Genomic DNA, 21,669 nt, shown 5'->3' on the forward strand with positions numbered 1-21,669 from the left:
TGATCCCGGACGGAACGTTCTTATCCCGCCGGGCCGTAATCGAGGACGGACGGGGGACACCCATGCCCACGAAAGACGACGTGATCACGGTCCTGAAGAAGTGCTACGACCCCGAGATCCCGATCAACATCTACGACCTCGGGCTCGTGTACAACATCGACATCAACGAAGGCTCGGGAAAGGTCGAGGTGAAGATGACCCTGACCGCCCCCGGCTGCCCCGCCTCCGCGTACATGGGCGCGGACGTGAAGCGCAAGATCGAACAGCTGCCCGGCGTGAAGGAAGCGAACGTGGCCATCGTTTGGGAGCCGCCCTGGACGCCCGAAATGATGTCGGAAACCGCGAAGAAACAGTTCGGCTGGGGCCTGTGATTTCCTCCATAGGAATGCCCCACACGCGAAGGTCGATTCGAAGCGCGAAGGTTGATATCCTCTACGGGGTATCCCAGCTCTCCGTCGGCTCCTCGGGTGGCCCGATCCTTTGAGCGCGAAGCGTGCGAGCGAGGCGGATTCCCTCCGGCAGGCGCTCGGCGCCGTCCTGGAGGGTCTCACATTCTACGAACTCGCCCAGATCGTGTCCGCGGACACGCGGGTCAAGGTGACCTTCGAAGACCTCGGCCGTCGCAAGGCCGCGCAGCGCACACGGCTCGAGGCGCTCACCGGCCCCGCCGCCAAGGAGGCTGCGTTCTACCCGAACCTGTACCCCCTGGATGCGGTCTCGAAGGCCGAGTGCTACGTCTGCGGGCACGTCGTCGACACCCGCGACATGCCGAACCAGTGCCCCAAGTGCGGCACGGCGCGGTACACGTTCGAGAAGGAGATCGCGCTGACCAAGGCGTGGGAGATCGCCGCGGAGACGTCGCGCAAGTCCGCGGACCTGCTCCACGGCCTCGCGGCGAAGAGCACGGGCAAGCCAAGGGACCTGCTCGAGGCCCTGTCGAAGGAGGACCGAGCCCTGGCGGACGAGGCGGGGAACGAGCTCGCGGAGCTCCGCAGCTGATCGGAGCGGTGAGGTCATGCCCCGGCTCGCGAAGATGCCCCCCATTGAGGAACACCTGCACGCCTGCACGATGTGCGGGTACTGCGTACCCGTCTGTCCGGCGTACCAGGAGGCCGGGTGGGAGGGTGCCTCGCCCCGCGGCCGCGTGTTCGCCCTGCGGCAGTACGACAACCGCGGCCCCTTGGACCGTCTCCTGCGCCGGCACGTGAAGCCGGGCGAGGAGTTCGCCGCGAATTCCTGGGAGTGCACGGGCTGCGGGGCGTGCACCGAGGTGTGCCCGGTGGACATACCGTTCGATACCCTCTGGGATGAGGTAAAGGGTTGGATGGTCGAATCCGGCTACGGCCGCAAGGAACTCGAGCCGTACCTGCTCAACGTCCGGGAGAGCCACAACATCTACGGGAAGGATCCCCAGGAGCGCGGCGCATGGCTGCCGCCCGAGGCCGTCCAGTCGGAGAGCCCCGAGGTCGTGTTCTGGGTCGGCTGCGTGGCGAGCTACGAGAAGCAACAAATCGCGCGCGCGGTTATCAAGATCCTGAACGCCGCCAAGGTGACCTACAAGATTCTCGGCCCCGAAGAGTGGTGCTCGGGCGCGCCCCTCGCGAGGATGGGATACCAGAAGGAGGTCGAGAAGCAGATCATGCCCCATAACCTCGAGGCCGTCGCGCGGACGGGGGCGAAGGCCCTCGTGACCGCATGCGCGGAATGCTACCGCGCCTTCTACCGCGACTACCGAGAATGGGGCGGGAACGCCCCGTTCAGCGTCTACCATGTCTCCCACTTCGTCGAGAAGCTCGTGAGCGAGAAGCGCATCGCGTTCACGAAATCCCTGCCCCAGAGGATTGCATTCCACGACGCCTGCCACATGGGCCGCGTCTGCAACGGGTACGAGGCGCCCCGCCAGGCCCTGAAGTTCGTCAAGGACCTCAAGATCCTGGAGATGGTGCCCACCCGGGAGGACGCGCTCTGCTCCGGAGCCGGAGGCGGGTTCCCAGATGTCTACCCGGAGCAAGCCGCGAACGTCGGGTCCCGCCGGATCCAGGATGCGGTCGCGACCGGGGCGACGGCCCTCGTGACCACGTGCCCCCACGCGGAGCGGCACTTCGAGCAGATCGCGAAGCAGCGTAACATGCAGATGAGCATCGTGGATCTCGCCGAGACGATTGCTCAGGCCCTGTGACGGGCGGTCGCCGCCGCGGCTAGATCGTGAAGCTGAGGCCGCAGGAACAGGCGTGCTTGGCGTTCGGGTTCGTGATCTTGAACTGGCCGCCGAGGAGGTCTTCCTCGTAGTCTAGGGTGGACCCCTGGAGGTAGACCAGGCTCTTCGGATCGACGAATACCTTGGCGTCCTCCGCGGTGATGATCGTGTCCGTCGGCCGTGGGGTCTCCGCGAGGTCCATCCGGTACTGCATGCCGCTGCATCCGCCCGCGATGATCCGCAGGCGCAGGGCGGCTTCGGGGCGGTTCTCCTTCTGGCGCAGGTAGTGGATTCGCCGGACCGCGTTCGAGGTCACGATGACGCGCGGGGCTTCGGGAGAGGCCATCACGGAACTCGCTTCCCGGGCTCGCTACACGAAGCCACGACTTAAGTCTTCCGAGGTGGATTCTCCGTCTCCACCCGGTCGGACGCAGTTCTCAGGGTCGCGACCAAAGGTATATATAACATCGTTATACTGGAGAGACTCGGTCCCGTTCCCAGGGGGTCCATCATGGTTACCAAGACTAAGCTCCAGCAGGAGATGGCCGATCGCGAGTACAAGTACGGCTTCGTCTCCGACGTGGAGGAAGAGCGGATCCCCAAGGGCCTGAACGAGGACGTCATCCGCCTCATCTCCCAGAAGAAGGAGGAACCCGGCTGGATGCTCGAGTGGCGGCTCAAGGCGTACCGTCACTGGACCACGATGAAGGAGCCCCACTGGGCGAATGTCACGTACCCGCCCATCAACTACCAGGATATCATCTACTATGCCGCGCCGAAGCCCAAGAAGCCCGTGAAGAGCCTCGAGGACATCGATCCGGAGATCCGCAATCTGTACGGCAAGCTCGGCATCCCGCTCCAGGAGCAGGAGCGGCTCGCGGGCGTGGCGGTCGACGCGGTCCTCGACAGCGTCTCCGTCGGCACGACGTTCAAGAACAAGCTCGCGGACCTCGGGATCATCTTCTGCTCCTTCTCCGAGGCGGTCAAAGAGCACCCGGACTTGGTCAAGAAGTACCTCGGTTCCGTGGTCCCGTACAACGACAACTTCTTCGCCGCGCTGAACAGCGCGGTCTTCAGCGACGGTTCCTTCGCCTACGTGCCGAAGGGCGTTCGCTGCCCCATGGAGTTGTCCACATACTTCCGAATCAACGCGCAGGACACGGGTCAGTTCGAGCGCACCCTCATCGTGGCCGAGGAAGGCGCGTACGTCTCCTATTTGGAAGGTTGCACGGCCCCGATCCGGGACGAGAACCAGCTCCACGCCGCGGTGGTCGAACTCGTGGCCCTGGACGATGCCGAGGTCAAGTACAGCACGATCCAGAACTGGTACCCGGGCGACAAGCAGGGGAAGGGCGGCATCTACAACTTCGTCACGAAGCGCGGCAAGGCGCTCGGCGCGCGCTCGAAGATTTCCTGGACCCAGGTGGAGACGGGGAGCGCGATCACCTGGAAGTACCCGAGCTGCATCCTCCAGGGGGACGATTCGATCGGCGAGTTCTACTCCGTGGCCGTGGTGAACAACCGCCAGCAGGCCGACACCGGCACCAAGATGCACCACATCGGGAAGAACACCCGCAGTACGATCATCTCGAAGGGGATCTCGGCGGGGGAAGGGCAGAACACGTATCGGGGCATGGTCAAGATCCTCAAGGGCGCGACGGGTGCGCGGAACTACTCCCAGTGCGACTCCCTCCTGATCGGATCCCAATGCGGGGCCCACACGTTCCCGGACATCCAGGTCATGGAGCCCACGGCCCAGATGGAGCACGAGGCGAGCACGTCCAAGATCGGGGACGATCAGCTCTTCTACTGCCAGCAGCGCGGCATCACGCCCGAGGACGCGACGTCCATGATTGTGAACGGGTTCTGCAAGAAGATCTTCCTGAACCTCCCCATGGAGTTCGCGGTCGAGGCGCAGAAACTCATTTCCTACAGTCTTGCGTTGGAGGGGACCGTCGGCTGAGTGCCGACGCGGTTCCTCGGAAGGGCTAGCATGGCGTTGCTCGAGATCCGTAACCTGCACGCGCGCGTCGCGAACAAGGACATCCTACGCGGCATCGACATCGCGGTGAAGGCGGGGGAGGTCCACGCGATCATGGGGCCCAACGGCTCCGGGAAGACGACCCTCGCCCAGGTCCTCGCCGGTCGCCCGAACTACGAGGTCCTCTCGGGCCAGGTGCTGTTCCAGGGGAAGGACCTCCTTACGATGAAACCGGAAGACCGCGCGCGGGAAGGCATCTTCATGGCATTCCAGTATCCCGTGGAGATCCCCGGCGTCGGGAACGCCTACTTCCTCAAGGCGGCGGTGAACGCAATCCGGAAGCACCGCGGCCTCCCCGAGCTGGACGCGATGGAATTCCTCAATCTGATCCAGGACAAGATGAAACTCCTCGGACTCGACGAGAGCTACATGAAGCGCGGGCTCAACGAGGGCTTCTCCGGGGGCGAGAAGAAGCGGAACGAGATTTTCCAGATGGCCGTCCTCGAACCCAAGCTCGCGATCCTCGACGAGACGGACTCAGGCCTCGACATCGACGCGCTGCGCGTCGTGGCCAACGGCGTGAACTCGATGCGGACCAAGGAACGCGGCATGCTTGTGATCACGCACTACTCGCGCCTGCTCCACTACATCGTGCCGGACTTCGTGCACGTCCTCGCGGGAGGCCGCATCGTGAAGAGCGGCGGCAAGGAGCTCGCGGAGGAGCTCGAGAAGACCGGGTACGCCGGGTTGGGCCTCGACGAAGGTACGCCTGCCCCGACCCCTGCCGCGGTGGGCCACTGATCCCCGGGGGGATGAGCGTGTCGGTGACTGTGAGCCTAGCCGACCCGTACGTGGCGGAGTTCCAATCCTTCGCCCGGGCGATCGGCGATGCGGAGCCGTCGTGGCTCCGCAGTCTCCGCAAGGAGGCCGTCGGCGCCTTCCAGAAGGTCGGATTCCCGGGCGTCAAGGACGAGGACTGGAAGCACACGAACGTGGCGCCCGTCGTCCGCACGCCCTTCCGGTACGAACCCCAGGCCGAGCCACCCCGCATCCCGGGCGACCTGGTCGAGGCGTACACGTTCGGCGTGCTCAAGTGCAGCCAGCTGGTCTTCGTGAACGGCCACTTCGCGCCGAAGCTCTCCTACCTCCGCTGGCTCCCGGAAGGTGTCCGCATCCGGAGCCTGCAAGAGGTCATCCACTTCGACCCGAAGGCGGTTGAGCCGCACCTGGGGAAGTTCGCCTCGTTCGAGCGGCAGCCCTTCACGGCCTTGAACACCGCGTTCCTGCAGGACGGCGCCTTCGTCCATGTGCCCGAAGGCCGCATCGTCGAGGAGCCCATCCATCTCCTCTACGTCTCCACGTCCGTCGATCCCGCGGCGGTCTCCTACCCCCGGAACCTGATCCTCTTGGACGACAGGAGTCAGGCGACGGTTATCGAGTCGTATGTCGGCCTGGACAAGGGCGCGTACTTCACGAACGCGGTCACCGAGTTCCGCGTGGGAAAGGGTGCCGTCCTGGACCACTACAAGATGCAGCGGGAGAGCGAGGCCGCGTACCACTTCTCGAGCACGGGCCTCGTCCAGGCTCGCTCGAGCGCGGTCGCCTCCACCTCCCTGAACCTGGGCGGAGGTCTTGTCCGGAACGACGTGAACACACGCTTCGCGGACGAGGGTGGGAGCCTCGCGCTGAACGGCCTCTACCTGCTCCACGACGCGCAGCACTGCGAGAACCACACGTTCATCGACCATGCGAGGCCGAACTGCACGAGCCTCGAGCTGTTCAAGGGGATCTTGGACGCGCGCAGCCGTGGAATCTTCTACGGGAAGATCCTCGTCCGAAAAGACGCCCAGAAGACGAACGCGCGGCAGACGAACAAGAACCTCCTTCTGTCCAACGACGCGTTCGCCGATTCCACGCCCGGTCTGGAGATCCTCGCGGACGACGTGAAATGCAGTCACGGCTCCACGGTAGGCCAGCTCGACGAGAACGCGGTTTTCTATCTGCGCTCCCGCGGGATTGACGAAAGCTCAGCCCGCACCCTCCTCACGTACGCCTTCGCGGGGGAGATCATCAACCAGGTCAAGGTGGCCTCCATGCGGATCAAGCTCGACCAGCTCATCCTGTCCCGCTTGCCGGGCAGCGACGTGATCCAAGAGGCCTTATGAGGAGCCACACCGTTTCTCGGCCCGTGCCCATCCTCCGCGCGGAGGCGTTCTGATGGTCGACCTGCGCGAGCTGTACCAGGAGGTCATCCTGGACCACACGAAGAACCCGCGGAACTTCCACGCCCTCGCGGACGCGACGGCGAAGGCCACGGGTAACAATCCCCTGTGCGGGGACCGCGTGACCGTGTACCTGAAGATGGACGGGAACCGCATCGTCGACGCGGCGTTCCAGGGCCAAGGTTGCGCCATCTCCAAGTCTTCGGCGTCCCTGATGACCGAAGCGATCAGAGGCCGCACGAAGGCCGAGGCCGAGGCCCTGTTCGACCGCTTCCACGAAATGATCACGGGAACGCCTGCCCACGAGGCCGATTCGAAGGGCCTGGGCAAGCTCGCGGTCTTCCAGGGCGTGAGCGAGTTCCCCCTCCGGGTGAAGTGCGCGAGCCTCGCGTGGCACACCCTCAAGTCCGCCCTCGAGTCCAAGGAGGGCACGGTCACTCTGGAATGAGTGGACATCAAGGTTCAAGTAGGCACGCTCGCATCGAGACGGAGGAGTCCATGGCACGCGCCGCGAAGGTCCTGCTGAACGTCCCCGAGATCAAGAAGGACTTCCCGATCCTTCAGCGCAAGATGCGGGACAAGCCGCTGACGTACCTGGACAGCACGGCGACCTCCCAGAAGCCCCAGCAGGTCATCGACTCCATGGTGGATTACTACTCGCGCTACAACGCGAACGTCCACCGCGCGATCTACGAGCTCGGCGAAGAGGCCACACGCGCGTACGAAGGCGCGCGCGAGCGCATCGCGGAGTTCATCGGCGCGAAGGACCCCATGGAAGTCGCCTTCACGAAGTCGACCACGGAAAGCCTGAACGTGGTCGCGTACGGCTACGCGCTCAAAAGCGGACGCCTCGCCAAGGGCGACGAGGTCCTGGGCACCGTCCTCGAGCACCACTCGAACCACGTCCCCTGGCACTTCGTCCGCGACCTGAAGGGAATCGTCCTCAAGTACGTCGACGTGGACGACGAGGGCCACCTGAGGATGGAGCAGTACGACGAGTTGATCACGAAACGCACGAAGCTCGTGACCGTAGCCCACGTCTCCAACGTGCTCGGGACGATCACCGATGTCAAGGAGATCGCGAAGCGGGCGCACGAGGTGGGCGCCGTCTGCGTCGTGGACGCTGCCCAGAGCGTGCCCCACCTCCCGGTGGACGTCGCGGCGCTGGACTGCGACTTCCTCGCGTTCAGCGGCCACAAGATGCTCGGACCCACGGGCATCGGCATCCTGTACGGGAAGAAGGAGATGCTCGAGGCCACGGAGCCGCTCCTCGGGGGCGGGGAAATGATCAGCGAGGTCCATCTGGGCTCCGCGAAATGGAACGACGTTCCCTACAAGTTCGAGGGCGGCACGCCGCCCATCGCGGAGGCGATCGGCCTCGGCGCCGCGGTCGACTACCTCACGAAGCTGGGCATGCTCGCGGTCCGCCAGCACGAGATGGAGCTGACCGCGTACGCCCTGGAGAAGCTCGCGAAGATCCCCGGCGTCCGGCTCTACGGACCCCGCAGTGTGAAGGAACGGGGCGGGGTGGTCTCCTTCACCATGGACAAAGCGCATCCCCATGATATCGCCTCGATCCTCGACGTGGAGGGCGTGTGCATCCGGTCCGGACATCACTGCGCCCAGCCGCTCATGGAGCGGTACGACCTCGCCGCGACCGCCCGCGCCTCCTTCTACGTGTACAACGACCTCGAAGACGTCGACCGGCTTGTGGCGGCCCTGGAGAAGGTCAACGAGGTGTTCGCCTAGATGGCCTCCGGCCCGGGGCCCTACCAGGCCCAAATCCTCGACCACTACAAGCACCCGCACAACCGGGGCGTCCTGAATGCTGCGACCCACCAAGCGCGCGAGTCGAACCCCCTTTGCGGGGACGAAATCCTCATGACGCTCCGCGTGGACGAGTCCGACCAGATCGCGGAGGTGCGATTCGACGGAGAAGGATGCGCGATCAGCATGGCGAGCGCCTCGCTCCTAACCGACGAGATCAAGGGGAAGACCCTCGGAGGCGCCCTGGCCATCGGTCGCGATGCCGCCCTGAAGGCTCTCGGCGTGCCCCTGAGCTCCGTGCGGGAGCAGTGCGCCCTCCTTCCCCTGCGCGCGCTCCAAGCCGCGCTGGCCCCGCGCGTGCCGGCGCAAGGGCATTAAACCTCGGCCGGTTGGCCGTGCCACCGATGGTCCCGGATCCCCGCGAGCCGAAGGCGTCGAACGTCTGCGACCTGATCGGCAACACGCCCTTGCTGCGTCTCGACCGGATCTGGCATGACGTGATTCCCGGCGTCGAGCTGTTCGCGAAGGCGGAATGGGACAACCCGGGCGGGAGCGTAAAGGACCGCGCGGTGCTGTATATGCTCCGCGACGCGGAAAAGCGCGGGCTGACGCGGAAGTGGACACTCCTGGACGCGACGTCGGGCAACACGGGAATCGCCCTCGCGATGCTCGGCGCGGCGGAGGGCTACCGGGCCACCTTGTGCGTCCCGAAGAACATTAGCGCCGAGCGGCGGCGGATCCTCCGGGCGTTCGGGGCCGACCTCGTGTTCACGCCCGCCATGGAAGGCACGGACGGCGCGCAGCACGTCGCGCGCTCCATGGCCGACGCCGCTCCGGATCGGTACTGGTATTTCGACCAGTACAACAACGAGGCGAACTGGCGCGCTCACTTCGAGACCACGGGTCCTGAGATTTACGATCAGACGCGCGGTCGGATCACGCACTTCGTCGCTTGCCTCGGGACCACGGGAACGTTCGTCGGCGCCGGGCGCTTCCTGAAGGGCACAAACCCGTCGATCCAGCTCGTTGCGGTGCAGCCGGACAGCCCGTTCCACGGCATCGAGGGCGTGAAGCACCTGGAGACCGCGAAGGTGCCGGGCATCTGGGACCCGTCCCTCCCGGACCAGACGATGACCGTGGCCACGGAGGATGCGCAGGCCGCCGCTCTGCGGATCGCGCGGGAGGAGGGGTACCTGGTCGGCACGTCGAGTGGTGCAGCGTTGGACGCGGCCCTGCGGCTCGCGGAGCGCATCCGGGAGGGCGTGGTCGTGGTCGTCTTCCCCGATGCGGGCGACAAGTACCTCGGCGACCGATACTGGGAGGAGGCGATCTGATCGTCAGGCTCACAAGATCCCAGGTCGCGGCGATTCAGGCTCACGCGAAGGAGACCTTTCCCGAAGAGTGCTGCGGCTTCCTGCTGGGGCCGCCGAAGGAACCTCGAACGATTGCCTCTGTGCGACGGGCCAAGAACGTGGTCGAGACGAATCGGGAACGCCGCTACGTTATCGATCCCCTCGAAATCCTCCGCGTGGAGAAGGACCTCTCGGGTACGGGCCGGGACGTCCTTGGGTACTACCACAGCCACCCGAACCATCCCGCGGAGCCGTCCGAGTTCGACCGCGGGCACGCATGGCCCTGGTACACCTACGTGATCCTGAGCATCGTGGACCGGCGGCCGGCTGATCTCCGCGCTTGGGTGCTCGACGACGATTCGTCGACATTCCGGCCCGAACCGCTGACGATCGAGTAAGGTTCAGTCCGGCTCGACGAGCGGGAACGCGCGGCCCCCGCCTTGGCGCTCGATCATCCAGCCCGGATACGCCCGACGCGGCTTCGTGAGGACGTCGAGCTCCTCGTTATGTCTGGCGGTCAGAACGATGTCGAGGCTGCCCAAGTCCTCGTCGAGCTGGGCCATCGTCTTCGCTCCGAGCAGGACGACGTGCTTCTTCTCGAGGAGCCAGGCCAGGGCGACCTGGGACGGCGTGCAGCCCTGCTCCTTCGCGATTGCTTTCACCGTCTCCACGACGCTCCAGCCCGTCGTCTCGTCGAAGAACGGGAAGAAGACGCCTCGATCGCCCATGCGGGTCCCCGCACCCGGCTTCGTCTCTTTCGAGTACTTCCCGGACAGGACGCCCCCGTGGAGCGGGCTCCAGACGAGCAAGCTCATCTTGGCGAACCGCAGGAACGGAAGGATCTCGTGCTCGATGTCCCGGTTCAGGAGGCTGTAGTTCATCTGGGCGGTCTCGTACCGCGAGTAGCCGCGCTCCTCCGCGCGGGCCTGCAGGGTGGCCATCTGCCACGCGCTGAAGTTCGAGATGCCGGGATAGTTCACGAGACCTTGCTCGACGAGATCCTGCATGGTCTCGAGGAACTCGTCCATGGGGACGTACGGGTCCCAGCCGTGGAACTGGTATACGTCGATCCACGACGTGCCGAGCCGCTCAAGGCTCTTCCGGACGGAGATGCGGATATGGTGCCGCGAGAGGCCCTGCTCGTTGATCCCGCTCCCCGTCTTGGCGCGGACCTTCGTGGCCAGGATGGCTTGCTCCCGGTACGGCTTCAGCGCGCGGCCTAGGGCCTTCTCCGACTCGCCCTCGTCGTACACGTCCGCGGTGTCGAAGAAGTTCACGCCTGCGTCGAGCGAGCGCTTGATCATAGCGTCCTCGGTCTCCTGGGAAAGGCCGCCGATCTTCCAGGCGTTCCTGGAGCCGAAGGTCATGGAGCCGAGGGCCAGGAGGGAGACGTGCACCCCCGTGCTTCCCAGGGGCGTGTACTTCATCGGGCTCCCCATGTCGAGCCCCACGTCGAGCCGGACGATAAACCTGAGCGCGTATCATGTGCCCGCGTCGCCCGTAGGGCCTGCCGGGGCGGACTGTTCGGTGGTCGACAGCAAGTAGCCGCCGAAGGCGACTCCCCAGAGGAGGACGGGATAGGCGATCATCCGCTCCATCCCACCGAAGCCGATGCCCGCGTACTGCTGCGCCACGAAGAGGCCGAGGGCCACCAGGCCCACGACCCCCAGCAGGATGGAAACGTACCGGAATGGTACCGTCACCCGGGTGGAGATCAGGATCGCGAGGAGCCCTCCGAACAAGAACGCGATGAGGGCGAAGATTCCGTGGATGGCCCCCGTCGTCTCCGGGAAGAGCCCAACCCCGATGGGGCCGACTCCCGCGAGGAGGAACGGGATCGTGATCCAGAGTTTCCCGTGGGTCCGGTGGTAGAAGTAGGCCGCACCCAGCGTCAGGAGGCCCAAGAGGAGCACGGAGGTGTTGAACAGGGCTGCCGTCGGCCCGACGCCGAGGTCGCTGATCGCGTTCTTGGACACGCTGTAGGTGGGCAGGCTCCCCTCACCGATGACCATCGCCAGGAGGAACTGGACGGAACCAAGCAGGAACAGGAGGCCCGTGAGCGTTCGGTCGCCGTACCGCATGGGCGAGGGAGCCCGCTCGTCGCGTATAATGATTCTCCTCCGGGCTGCGACCGGGCGTCGCCGGCGGAAACCCTAAGTAGAACAGTGGGGTAGGATACCTTCCCATGGGAGCGTCGATCAAAGTCCTTATCCCGACTCCCCTGCGCCAGTACGCCGCCAACCGCGATGCGATCGAGCTGAAGGCGAAGGACGTCCGCGAAGCCCTCGGCGCCCTGGTGACCCAGTACGACGGCCTGCGGCGTCACCTGTACAACGACGAGGGGCACCTGCGCAACTTCGTGAACGTCTATCTCAACGAGGAGGACATCCGCTACCTGCAGAAGGAGTCCACCCCGCTCAAGGACGGGGACACGATCTCCATCGTCCCGAGCATCGCGGGAGGCTCCTCGTCCGTCATGGAATCCGTCGGCGCGCACCGCAAGGACGTGCTGACGCCCGCGGAGATCAAACGCTACTCCCGCCACCTGATCCTGCCCGACGTCGGCATGGCGGGCCAGCTCAAGCTCAAGCAGTCCTCGGCCCTCGTCGTGGGCGCGGGCGGCCTCGGCAACCCCCTCCTCCAGTACCTGGGTGCTGCTGGGGTGGGCCGCATCGGGATCGTCGACTTCGACACGATCGACGTGACGAACCTCCAGCGGCAGGTCATGTACGGCACGAAGGACGTCGGGCGGAAGAAACTCGAGGTCGCCAAGGAGCGCGTCCAGGCGATTAACCCCAACGTGGACGTGCAGACGTACGAGGAACGCCTACCGTCCGAAAACGCGCTGGGCATCGTCAAGGACTACGACGTGGTCATCGACGGGACGGACAACTTCCCCACCCGGTACCTCGTGAACGATGCGTCCGTCCTCCTCGGCAAGCCCAACGTGTACGGCTCCATCTTCCGGTTCGAGGGTCAGGCCAGCGTCTTCTGGGCCTCGAAAGGTCCGTGCTACCGCTGCCTGTACGCGGAACCACCGCCGCCCGGGCTCGTGCCCTCTTGTGCGGAAGGGGGCGTGCTCGGCGTGCTCCCGGGCATCGTCGGTTCGATCCAGGCCATCGAGGCGATCAAGCTCCTCCTGGGCAAGGGCGACACCCTGGTCGGCCGCCTCCTGGTCTTCGACGCCCTGAAGATGCGGTTCCGCGAGCTGAAGCTGCGGAAGAACCCCGACTGCCCGATCTGCGGGGTCCACCCCACGATCAAGGAGCTCATCGACTACGAGGAGTTCTGCGGCCTGAACGCCCCGAGCGAACGGATCAGCGAGGAGTTCCAGATTAGCCCCGAGGAGCTCAAGGCCAGGCTCGACGACGGGGGCAACGTCGTGCTCCTCGACGTCCGCGAGCCGCTCGAGTATGAGATCAACCGCCTCGAGGGGTCGATCCTCATGCCCGTGGGCCAGGTGCCCGGCCGCGTGAACGAGCTGAGCACCGCGGACGAGATCGTCGTGTACTGCAAGAGCGGCGTGCGATCCGCGCGGGTAACGAACTTCCTCCGGGAGCTCGGCTTCCGCAAGGTGAAGAACCTGGCCGGCGGCATCGACAAGTGGGCCGATCGCGTCGATCCCGACATGCCGCGGTACTGACGCTCGCGGAAGGCATAAGGGGCCGGGGGACCTTCCGAGGGTTCATGGCCCTTGACCCGGGCACGGTCCACCGATTCACGATGCTCGAGCGAGCCGTCCGCTCCTTGGCCAAGCAGGCACGGTTCGAGGACTCCCTCAAGCTCCTGGAGGAGATGTTCTCGATGGCCCCGGAGGACGCGGGTCTCTCCAAGCTCAAGGCCCGGTTCGCGGCGGACCTGATCAAGAAGGCGGCCCAAGCCCAGAAGATCTCCGCGGCGACAAGCATCGTCCAACTCGTCGAGGCCAAGGTCCCGCCCTCGCACCTGGGCGCGCAGGAGAAGGAGCTCCTCGCGAAGGCGAAGACGGATCTCTACTCGCTCTGAACGCGCATCCTTTATCTCCTGCCGCAGGGTCGTGGGTCCGATGCCGCACGACCCCGCTGCCGCGGAATACGCCCGGGATATCGAGCTTCAGCGCAAGGAGAAGGACTACTACTTTCGGACGGACCCGGACTCGCCGATCCCCGAGGCGATTCGCCCCAACCTCCGCGGCCTGGAGTACTTCCCTCCGGACCTGAAGTACCGCCTGCACGTGCGACTCGTCACGCTGCCGAACCCCGAGCCCGTGACGCTCGCGACGTCCAAGGGCATCCCGCGCCCCATGCTGCGGTACGGCTACTTCGAATTCGACGTCAACGGGGTCAAGCAGCGTCTGTACGCATACAAAGCCGCACCCCAGCCCGGCCACCACCACGAGGACGCTTCCCTGTTCGTCCCCTTCCGGGACGCCACCTCGGGGAAGGAATCCTACGGAGCCGCGCGCTACCTCGACCTCGAGGAGAACCCCTCGGAGGAGTACATCCTCGACTTCAACCTGGCCTACAACCCGTACTGCGCCTACAGCGACGATTACGTCTGTCCGTTCCCGCCCAAGGAGAACTGGCTCCGTGCCCCCATCCGCGCGGGGGAGAAGACCTTCCCGCTCCACTGAGCCGGGCGCCTACTCCCAATCCTTGCCGGCGAGCCATCCCAGCCGGCGTTCCCGGTTCGCCTCGACCTGCTGGGCGCCCAGGAAGTCCCGCTCCACGGTCGCGAGCCCGTCGATGGCTCGGGCCAGCGCCTCCCGAGAGGGTCGCCGCATCTCCACCTTGGCCCGCTCGAACTGGTGCTTGACGAGGGGCATCCCGACCTCGACCCCTCCGAGCATGAAGCAGGAATCCGTCATGATCTTGTCCGCGACCCGGATGAGACGGTCCACGGGCTCCTGAGGCGGGGTCACGAGCGCGAGCCGGGCCGAGGGGCGCCGACTCGCCTCGACGGCCCTCTCCGCCAAGGTGTGGAACGCGGCCTCCACGTGCTCTCCCGTCTTCGCGCTGGTGATCAGGGCGGGTGCCTCGTACTTCTGGGACAGGTAGTACGCGTACTCCTCGGGCCGGATGCGGTCCTCGATGAGGTCCACCTTGTTGCCCACGAGGACCATCGGGATCCGACCGGCGAGCCGCCACACCATGGGCATCCAGTACTCCTCGACGGACCGCCGGGTGTCCTCGCGGGTCAGGTCGTACACGAACAGGACGCCTTGGGCTCCCTTGACCGCGGCTTCCTGGATGCCGCCGTACCCGCGTTGGCCGAGGACGTCCCAGATCTGCATGACCACGTCGAACTGCTCGGGCTCGCGGCCCACGGTCACATCCTTCCGCGTGACCTTGGTGCCGACCGTGGTGATGTACTCGTCCGAGTACCGGTCGACGACGAACCGGCGGATCAGGGTGGTCTTTCCGACGGCCCCGTCGCCCAGCAGCAGGACCTTGGCCTTGACGGGCTCTTTGACCATGCCGGGGAACCCATCGCCCCCAGGTCCTCTTTAACCGTTTCTCCTGATTCTCACAAAGGGTAGCGGCGGGGGACCCCGGCGGACCCCAGGGCCTAGAAGTCATCCGTCGGGTATTGGAGGAACTTCCCCGTGGGGCCGCCGAACAGCCTGGGAAGATCCCTGGTTTTCACGTCTCGGGTCAGCGGCACCGCCATCGTCGTGTCCGAGAGCCGGTCCATGCGATAACCCAGGCGTTCGAACCTCACGCGGTCCCTGCGGCAAGTGATCCAATTGACCGTGGCGACGCCCCCGCGGGCTTTGGGTTCCATCGCGGCCACGATCGCGCGGAAGTCGGCCTCGGTCTCCGCGACGAGTTCCTCGATAAGGGCGCCGTCGTCAGGCCGTGACCGCAGGTATCCGACAATTCGACGGTCCCGCACCGCGGTCCGATATCGGGCGCGGGACCAGGGAAACGTGCGGAAGGCCGCGGGCAACTCGGTCACCGTCCGCTCGGTCCACCCGAGGAGGCCTCGAGTCGCCCGCCGGTACAGCTCGTGGATCCTGGGAAGGTCCTCCGTTCGCGTCTTCCGGATTTGAAGGCGGCCTGGAGTCGTGCGGCCCTTTGGCACCGCTCGCGTACCGAGGTAGAAGGGCGCCAGGTCCACGTAGCCCATCCGACCGTAGACCGCGTAGCCGCGGATGTTCCGGCTCGTGGTCAGTGTGGAGATCCGAATACCGTCCTCGCGGAACATGGCGTGGACGTGCTCCATCAGCCGTCGGGCATACCCGTGCCCCCAGACGGAGGGGAAGGAGCACACGGCCTGGAGACCGCCCACGCGCTCCCCCCCGCTGGACAAGCGGACGGGGAACCGCATGGGCACGACCTGGGCGAGCACCTGGCCGTGCTCGACGGCGTACCGCGGGGGCCCGTAGGCGTATCGCGGGTCCCGCCGAAAGAACCGAAGCATCTCCGTCTCCCGGAGCGTCCGTCCGAAGGCCGCGGCGCTCAGGCGGTGCGCGTCGAGCGCGTCAATCTCTTCGAGACTCCTCACCTGCATGAGCGCGGAGCCTCTAGCCCGCTAGGGCGGCCACGGTCTCGAGGAAGACGTCTGTGTGTCGGTCGACCTGGGCCCGCGTGGTCGCGGGGCACATCAGGGCCATGTTGTGGAAGGGTGTCAGGAGGATTCGGCGGTTGAGGGCCATCAGGTGGACGAACTTGTTGAGCAGCTCGTCCTTCGCGGCGATGGCCTGCGCACCGTTCCTCGTCGGCGTGGCCGTGAACCGGTACTCGGCCCGTGCCCCCAGTTGGACCACATGCCACGGGAGGCCCGCGCCACCGACCGCAGACCGGACGCCGTCGGCCCACCGTGTCGCGAGCGGGATCATACGATCGTACGCGCGCTTCGTGATCACCTTCTCCAAGGTCGCGCGCATCGCCGCGAGGGCGAAGGCGTTGCCGGTGAGGGTGCCCCCGAGTCCGTTGACCCCGGTCGTCCCCGCGAGCATGTTCTCGATCGTCCGGTCGTACACCTCCTGGCTGGCTCCGAACGCCGCGGCGGGAATGCCTCCCGCCACGGGCTTGCCCAGGGTGACCATGTCGGGCTCGAGCTTGTGCGCCCCAGTATAGCCTCCAGGCCCCGCACACCAGGTGTGGGTCTCGTCGACGATCCAGACCGTCCCCGTCCGCCGCGTGGTCTCTCGAACGCCATCGAGGTATCCGGGCTCGGGGAGTACGATGCCGCAGTTCGTGAGCGCGGGCTCCATGAGGACCGCGGCGATATCTCGGGGCGCGAGGGCCGCCTCCAGCATCGGCAGGTCGTTGAACTCGATCACACGAGTCGTGAGGTCGGGGTCCACGGGAGGCGGCATGGCTCCTTCCCGCGGCGTGACCTTTCCGTCGACCAACCGGACGAGGGTCTCGTCCACGGTGCCGTGGTAGCACCCGTTGAACACGAGGATCTTGCGGCGCCCTGTGGCCTCCCGCGCCATGCGGAGGGCGAACCGGTTCGCGTCCGTGGCGGTCATCGCGACCTGCCAGTACGGGACGCGGAACCGGCGGGCGAGCTCCTGGCCCACCCAGATCGAGTCCTCCGTGGGGAGCATCGTGGTGATCCCCCTCCGCATCTGCCGGATCGCCGCGGCCACGGTCGCGGACGGGGCATGCCCGAACATAGCGCCCGTGTCGCCGAGGCAAAAGTCGATGTACCGGTGGCCCTCGACGTCCGTGATCGTGGCGCCTTTGGCCTCCTTGGCGAACAGGGGGAACGGGCCGGGCCACTCGATCATCCAGTTCATCGGGACACCGCCGATCATGGACTTCCGGGCCCGTTCGAACAACCTCCTGGACTTCGGATGGTCGCGGACGAACCGCCTTTCCTCGTCCGCGAGGACGGCTTGCATGCGCACTCGATCGACGGTGGACATGGATCCTCCTCCGGGGTGCCGGTCGGCATGGCGGCGAAGGGTCATAGAGTCTATGACGGACCGCGCGGGGAGGGGGATTTGAACCCCCGGGCGCAGAGCGCACTGGATTAGCAATCCAGCGCCCTACCAGGCTAGGCGATCCCCGCAGGCCCGCGACCATCGGGATGCCTCTATAAGCCTTTACGCACGCGCCCCATCTCGAGGAACGCGTTTGCGAATCTGAGGCACTGCAACGCGGCCGGTTTTCAGGTGGCCCGATAGTGGGAAATGGCAAAACAAGATGGGTATGCGCGAGGTGGGGCCACTCCGCGTGCGGAACCCTGCGGGGGTGATGCCGTGATTCTCGCGTCCAATCGTCTCCCGGTCACCGTGACCCGAAAGCAAGGGGTCGTCCACTACGAGCCCTCGACGGGAGGGCTCGCCGTGGGCCTGGAGGCATTCTACCGCGAGCACGATGCGCGCTGGGTCGGGTGGCCCGGGGACCTGCCTGAATCCTCCCACCGCGGGATTGAGCGCCGACTCCGGAAGGAGTTCGGATGCTATCCCGTCTTCCTGCCGCGGGAGGTGGCACGCCGATACTACGCGGGTTTCTCGAACCGCACGCTCTGGCCGCTCTTCCACTCGTTCCCGACCTACGCGCGGTACGAAGAGGCCGATTGGAGCGCCTACCGAGCCGTGAACGAGCGGTTCGCAAAGCGCATCGCCCGCCTCGCGAAACCCGACGAAATCGTCTGGATTCACGACTACCACCTTATGCTCGCGCCGAAGTACCTTCGAGAGAAGCGCCCGGACGTGAAGATCGGGTTCTTCCTGCATGTCCCGTTTCCTCCGTACTCGGACCTCCGGCAACTGCCTTGGTGCCGCGAACTCGTCGACGCCGTCCTAGGCGCCGACCTCGTGGGATTCCATACGTTCGACGACGCTCAGGCGTTCTTGGGCGGCGTCCGTCGGCTCCTAGGCCTGGACAACGAGATCGGCCAGCTGATCGTCGGCAAGCGAGCGGTCGACGTGGACGTGTTTCCCATGGGGGTCGACTTCGGGCGGATCGAAGCCGCCGTGAAGGATCCGCGACAGCGGGATCGCGTGGCGCGGTACCGGGACGGACTGGGTGCATCGAAGCTCGTGTTCTCCCTCTCCCGTCTCGACTACACGAAGGGCATCCCGCACGCCCTCCAGGGCGTGGCCACGCTGCTCGAGGCACACCCCGAGTGGCGGGGGCGGTTCGTCTACCTCCTCGTCGTGGTCCCCTCCCGGGAGATTGTGGACCGCTATGCCGAAGAGAAGCGGGAGATCGACCGCCTCTGCGGCGAGATCAACAGCCGGTACGGGACGTTCCAATGGACTCCGATCCGGTACATGTACCGCTATCTGGAGTACGAGGACCTCGTGGCCCTGTACCGCGCCGCCGATGTCGCGCTGATCACACCCCTCCGGGATGGCATGAACCTCGTCGCGAAAGAGTACCTGGCCGCCAAGGAGGATCTCCACGGGGCCCTCGTCCTCAGCGAGATGGCGGGAGCCTCCAAGGAGCTCCACGAGGCGATCGTCGTGAACCCGAACAGCCGGGCCGAGGTGGCCGAGGCCCTCGGGCAGGCGCTCGAGATGCCCGAGGCGGAGCAGGTGCGCCGAAATCGGCTCATGCGTCATCGCTTGGAGCAATACGACGTGCGGCGATGGGCGAACCACTTCCTGGAGCGCCTCGAGGGAGCGGTCGCCCTGTCAAGGTCCTTGGGCGTGCATCTCCTCACCAAGGCGGACCGGGAGACGATGGCGGGCGCGTACGCCAAGTCGCGGCGCCGCCTCCTGCTCCTGGACTATGACGGGACGCTCGCGCCCTTCCGCTCGGAACCTTCGCTCGCGGCGCCGACGACGCGGACGATGGCCCTCCTCAAGAGCCTCTGTGCGTCTGCGTCGAACCGGGTCGTGCTGATCAGCGGCCGCGGGCGGGACGACCTGGCCTCCTGGTTCAACGGTCTCTACATCACCCTCGTCGCGGAGAACGGGGCGTGGGTGAGGCAAGCAGACGAGGCCGAGTGGAGGGCGACCCTGGCGCTCGACACGAGGTGGAAGGACCGAGTGCGCCCCATCCTGGAGCGCTTCACGAACCGCATCCCCGGATCCCTGATCGAGGAGAAGGAGACGTCCCTGGTCTGGCACTACCGCCGGGTCGACTTGAACACGGGGTCCCTCGCCGCGCGGGAACTCATCGACACGTTGACGAACTTGACCGCGAACCTCGAGCTCGTGGTCTTTATCGGCAATCGGGCCGTCGAGGTGCGGAGCAGCCGTGTGAGCAAGGGCACGTTCTACGAGAGCCACTGCGCGAACGGAGGCTGGGACTTCATCCTGGCCATGGGCGACGACTGGACGGACGAGACTCTCTTCAGCCGTCTCCCGCCTGAGAGTTACTCTGTCCGCATCGGCCTCGCCGCATCGACCGCGCGCTTCGCCGTGGAGTCCACCGAGGACGCCCTCGGCATCCTCGAGCGGCTCGCGGGCGTTCCGTGATGCTCGCATCCCGTCCCGCGCTCCGTCCGTCTCGTACGTACGACAGGTTCATGAAGACAAGCCGCCGAATCTAGGCAGGCCTAAACGCGTGGGACTCGGCGAGGGAATGCCCGTTTCGTGGGAGACCGCGGAGACGCCGGAACCCGGGATGACCCGGCGGCGATGGGTGAAGCTCGGGCTCGCGACCGCCGCGTTCGCCGCGGGTGCTGCGGCCACGGCCGGCGGCGTTGCCCTCCTTCGACCGTTCCTGCCTCCCCCCGCCTTCGTTCCCCCGGAGTCCTTCCTGGACACTCTGGTCTACACGGGATTCCCTACGGCCCAGTGGTGGAACGCCAAGGCGAACACGCCCGTCCGCGTAACGGACTTCGCCCTTTGGAGCGGCGCTTCGGCGGTCTGGCGGGGGGCCTTCACGGACACGGGTGCCCACGTTGCCGGGACGGGCTATCCGGTCCTTCTCGTGCGCGTGCCGCGGGTGGACACGTACTACGAGCTCCCGAGCCCGCTTCCCTGGTCGCTCCCTCCGGGATTCTCCCTGTTCTACGACGACCCGGCCCGGGACATCCGCATCGTCGTGGGCCTGGACCGATGCACGCACCTGTGCTGCTACCCCGGCTGGCACGTGGTCACGAACCCGCCCCCCGGGAGGGACTACCTCGTCCCGCCGCCCACGTACAACGTGTACGACCAGGATCCGATCTATTGCATCTGCCACGGCACGCAGTACGACCCGCTCGTCCTGACCCAGGACACGAACCCTCACAACGGCGTCCTCTTCCCGGGCATGAAGCTCGTGCACACGCCCGGCACGTTCGCGATGCCCCTGATTCCTCTTCGGGCGGTGGGCGACGTGCTCGAGGGCGCCATGGTCGACACCCGCTGGTACACATACTGCTGAATCGGAGGCCGCATCGAGCTCCGCAAGGCTTCGGTCGAAAGACTCATATAGCACTCGTCTCTATCTGATGGAGGCTCGATAAGGCGACGTGACGTCGGCAACGACAGACGGTCGCCCGAGCTCGTGAGGCCGCCTTTGGCGAAGGCCCCGATCCGTGACGGGCCCTGTTCTGATGCGGCCGACATCGTGGAGGTTTGAGAACCCCGCGCGATGCGTTCGCGCGTGCCCTCTCATTCCCGACGCTCGCAATCGAAAGGCAGAGGTGCATATCTGCTATCTCGCCAAATTCCTTGATTGATAGCTCAATACAGTCGTCGTGCGAGATCAACTCCGGTTGATCCTGCCGGCGGGCACCGCTATGGGAGTTCGCTTAAGACATGCGAGTCGAGAGGTGCAAGACCTCGGCGGACGGCTCAGTAACACGCGGATAATCTGCCCTCGGGTGGAGGATACTCTCGGGAAACTGAGGATAATACTCCATAGGCCTGGGATGCTGGAACGCTTCCAGGTCGAAAGCTCCGGCGCCCGAGGATGGGTCTGCGGCCTATCAGCTTGTAGGGGGTTTTAAAGACCCCCTAGGCTTCGACGGGTACGGGCTATGGGAGTAGTCGCCCGGAGATGGATTCTGAGACACGAATCCAGGCCCTACGGGGCGCAGCAGTCGCGAAAACTCCGCAATGTGGGCAACCACGACGGGGGAACTCCCAGTGCGAACACTTTGTGTTCGCTGTTCTCGCGCCTAAAAAGCACGAGAAGTAAGGGCCGGGTAAGACGGGTGCCAGCCGCCGCGGTAATACCCGCGGCCCGAGTGGTGCTCATTATTATTGAGTCTAAAACGTCCGTAGCGGGTCGGGTAGATTCCTGGGCAAATCGAATCGCTCAACGATTC

The 21,669-nt window shown here is 65.8% G+C and carries 22 protein-coding genes, 1 tRNA gene and 1 rRNA gene; 17 read left to right on the forward strand and 7 right to left on the reverse strand.

Annotated elements, in window-relative coordinates:
- Positions 1–62: 62 nt before the first annotated feature.
- From VEY12_08355 to VEY12_08365, 3 genes are all read left to right on the forward strand, one after another.
- The gene (locus VEY12_08355) at positions 63–371 is read left to right on the forward strand and encodes a metal-sulfur cluster assembly factor (GenBank protein ID HYM40136.1); all 309 of its coding nucleotides are present in this window, start codon (positions 63–65) and stop codon (positions 369–371) included.
- A 109-nt stretch (positions 372–480) separates the two neighbouring features.
- Positions 481–999, forward strand: a complete 519-nt coding sequence (locus VEY12_08360) for a hypothetical protein (GenBank protein HYM40137.1) — start codon at positions 481–483, stop codon at positions 997–999.
- A 16-nt stretch (positions 1,000–1,015) separates the two neighbouring features.
- The gene (locus VEY12_08365) at positions 1,016–2,179 is read left to right on the forward strand and encodes a (Fe-S)-binding protein (protein ID HYM40138.1); all 1,164 of its coding nucleotides are present in this window, start codon (positions 1,016–1,018) and stop codon (positions 2,177–2,179) included.
- Positions 2,180–2,198: 19 nt separating this feature from the next.
- Here VEY12_08365 and VEY12_08370 read toward each other — a convergent pair whose 3' ends face one another.
- Complete coding sequence (locus VEY12_08370; protein ID HYM40139.1) at positions 2,199–2,543, reverse strand: iron-sulfur cluster assembly accessory protein; 345 nt, start codon at positions 2,541–2,543, stop codon at positions 2,199–2,201.
- 165 nt (positions 2,544–2,708) lie between these two features.
- Here VEY12_08370 and sufB point away from each other — a divergent pair, with 165 nt between their 5' ends.
- The 8 genes from sufB (at position 2,709) to VEY12_08410 (ending at position 9,917) form a co-directional block, all read left to right on the forward strand.
- Positions 2,709–4,160: a Fe-S cluster assembly protein SufB gene (gene sufB / locus VEY12_08375; protein ID HYM40140.1), complete on the forward strand. Its 1,452-nt coding sequence runs from the start codon at positions 2,709–2,711 to the stop codon at positions 4,158–4,160.
- Positions 4,161–4,190: 30 nt separating this feature from the next.
- Entirely contained in the window at positions 4,191–4,979 is a 789-nt protein-coding gene (gene sufC / locus VEY12_08380; GenBank protein HYM40141.1) for a Fe-S cluster assembly ATPase SufC, read from the forward strand.
- Positions 4,980–4,996: 17 nt separating this feature from the next.
- Positions 4,997–6,343, forward strand: a complete 1,347-nt coding sequence (sufD, locus tag VEY12_08385) for a Fe-S cluster assembly protein SufD (protein HYM40142.1) — start codon at positions 4,997–4,999, stop codon at positions 6,341–6,343.
- 52 nt (positions 6,344–6,395) lie between these two features.
- Entirely contained in the window at positions 6,396–6,848 is a 453-nt protein-coding gene (locus VEY12_08390; protein HYM40143.1) for an SUF system NifU family Fe-S cluster assembly protein, read from the forward strand.
- A gap of 74 nt (positions 6,849–6,922) precedes the next feature.
- A complete protein-coding gene (locus tag VEY12_08395; GenBank protein HYM40144.1) occupies positions 6,923–8,149 on the forward strand; it encodes a cysteine desulfurase in 1,227 nt (408 codons plus the stop codon).
- Entirely contained in the window at positions 8,150–8,545 is a 396-nt protein-coding gene (locus tag VEY12_08400; GenBank protein ID HYM40145.1) for an SUF system NifU family Fe-S cluster assembly protein, read from the forward strand.
- A 26-nt stretch (positions 8,546–8,571) separates the two neighbouring features.
- The gene (locus VEY12_08405) at positions 8,572–9,501 is read left to right on the forward strand and encodes a cysteine synthase family protein (GenBank protein ID HYM40146.1); all 930 of its coding nucleotides are present in this window, start codon (positions 8,572–8,574) and stop codon (positions 9,499–9,501) included.
- Between the two features lie 32 nt (positions 9,502–9,533).
- Entirely contained in the window at positions 9,534–9,917 is a 384-nt protein-coding gene (locus tag VEY12_08410) for a M67 family metallopeptidase (protein HYM40147.1), read from the forward strand.
- A gap of 3 nt (positions 9,918–9,920) precedes the next feature.
- On the opposite strand, the gene VEY12_08415 is transcribed toward VEY12_08410, so the two are convergent.
- Complete coding sequence (locus VEY12_08415; GenBank protein ID HYM40148.1) at positions 9,921–10,958, reverse strand: aldo/keto reductase; 1,038 nt, start codon at positions 10,956–10,958, stop codon at positions 9,921–9,923.
- A gap of 42 nt (positions 10,959–11,000) precedes the next feature.
- Positions 11,001–11,600, reverse strand: a complete 600-nt coding sequence (locus VEY12_08420; GenBank protein ID HYM40149.1) for a DUF998 domain-containing protein — start codon at positions 11,598–11,600, stop codon at positions 11,001–11,003.
- 104 nt (positions 11,601–11,704) lie between these two features.
- Here VEY12_08420 and moeB point away from each other — a divergent pair, with 104 nt between their 5' ends.
- From moeB to VEY12_08435, 3 genes are read left to right on the forward strand one after another with little or no spacing between them, the layout of a single operon-like run.
- A complete protein-coding gene (gene moeB / locus VEY12_08425; GenBank protein HYM40150.1) occupies positions 11,705–13,162 on the forward strand; it encodes a molybdopterin-synthase adenylyltransferase MoeB in 1,458 nt (485 codons plus the stop codon).
- Between the two features lie 44 nt (positions 13,163–13,206).
- The gene (locus VEY12_08430; GenBank protein HYM40151.1) at positions 13,207–13,524 is read left to right on the forward strand and encodes a hypothetical protein; all 318 of its coding nucleotides are present in this window, start codon (positions 13,207–13,209) and stop codon (positions 13,522–13,524) included.
- Between the two features lie 40 nt (positions 13,525–13,564).
- Positions 13,565–14,131, forward strand: a complete 567-nt coding sequence (locus tag VEY12_08435) for a DUF1684 domain-containing protein (protein HYM40152.1) — start codon at positions 13,565–13,567, stop codon at positions 14,129–14,131.
- A gap of 9 nt (positions 14,132–14,140) precedes the next feature.
- Here VEY12_08435 and VEY12_08440 read toward each other — a convergent pair whose 3' ends face one another.
- The 4 genes from VEY12_08440 to VEY12_08455 form a co-directional block, all read right to left on the reverse strand.
- The gene (locus tag VEY12_08440; GenBank protein HYM40153.1) at positions 14,141–14,974 is read right to left on the reverse strand and encodes a Rab family GTPase; all 834 of its coding nucleotides are present in this window, start codon (positions 14,972–14,974) and stop codon (positions 14,141–14,143) included.
- A gap of 92 nt (positions 14,975–15,066) precedes the next feature.
- Complete coding sequence (locus VEY12_08445) at positions 15,067–16,011, reverse strand: GNAT family N-acetyltransferase (GenBank protein ID HYM40154.1); 945 nt, start codon at positions 16,009–16,011, stop codon at positions 15,067–15,069.
- Between the two features lie 13 nt (positions 16,012–16,024).
- Positions 16,025–17,377 carry an aspartate aminotransferase family protein gene (locus VEY12_08450; protein ID HYM40155.1) on the reverse strand — a complete coding sequence of 451 codons (1,353 nt, stop codon included), beginning with the start codon at positions 17,375–17,377 and terminating at the stop codon, positions 16,025–16,027.
- Positions 17,378–17,440: 63 nt separating this feature from the next.
- Positions 17,441–17,523 (reverse strand) — tRNA-Ser (locus VEY12_08455).
- A 190-nt stretch (positions 17,524–17,713) separates the two neighbouring features.
- On the opposite strand from VEY12_08455, the gene VEY12_08460 reads away from it, so the two are divergent.
- The 3 genes from VEY12_08460 to VEY12_08470 all read left to right on the forward strand — a co-directional run.
- Positions 17,714–19,885 (forward strand): bifunctional alpha,alpha-trehalose-phosphate synthase (UDP-forming)/trehalose-phosphatase, encoded by a 2,172-nt coding sequence (locus tag VEY12_08460; GenBank protein ID HYM40156.1) that lies wholly within the window; start codon positions 17,714–17,716, stop codon positions 19,883–19,885.
- Positions 19,886–19,991: 106 nt separating this feature from the next.
- Complete coding sequence (locus VEY12_08465; GenBank protein ID HYM40157.1) at positions 19,992–20,780, forward strand: hypothetical protein; 789 nt, start codon at positions 19,992–19,994, stop codon at positions 20,778–20,780.
- 327 nt (positions 20,781–21,107) lie between these two features.
- Positions 21,108–21,669 (forward strand): 16S ribosomal RNA (locus VEY12_08470); the annotation flags it as partial.

Source organism: Thermoplasmata archaeon, assembly GCA_035632695.1.
GTDB lineage: Archaea > Thermoplasmatota > Thermoplasmata > RBG-16-68-12 > RBG-16-68-12 > RBG-16-68-12.